Origin of the sequence: Massilia sp. CCM 8734 (genome assembly GCF_011682155.1) — a bacterium.
Classification (GTDB): domain Bacteria; phylum Pseudomonadota; class Gammaproteobacteria; order Burkholderiales; family Burkholderiaceae_D; genus Telluria_A; species Telluria_A rubra.
The window spans coordinates 1-325 of record NZ_WHJI01000246.1; the positions used below are offsets into that span (position 1 = coordinate 1).

A 325-nucleotide genomic window follows, 5' to 3' on the forward strand; every position below is an offset into this window, starting at 1 on the left:
ACGTTCATCGGAGCAGGGTGAGTCGGCCCCTAAGGCGAGGCAGAGATGCGTAGCTGATGGGAAGCAGGTTAATATTCCTGCACCGTCGTATGATGCGATGGGGGGACGGATCGCGGAAGGTTGTCCAACGGTTGGAAGTGTTGGTTTTTGACTCATAGAAGGCGCTTAGGCAAATCCGGGCGCGGAATTCAAGGGGTCGAGACGAGGAACTTAGGTTCTGAAGCAATCGGAAGTGGTTCCAAGAAAAGCCTCTAAGCTTCAGTCATACGAGACCGTACCGCAAACCGACACAGGTGGGCGAGATGAGTATTCTAAGGCGCTTGAG

At 53.8% G+C, this 325-nt stretch carries 1 rRNA gene; it reads left to right on the plus strand.

What is annotated here, in order from left to right:
- Positions 1–325: ribosomal RNA gene (locus F2P46_RS36445) — 23S ribosomal RNA — on the plus strand; the annotation flags it as partial.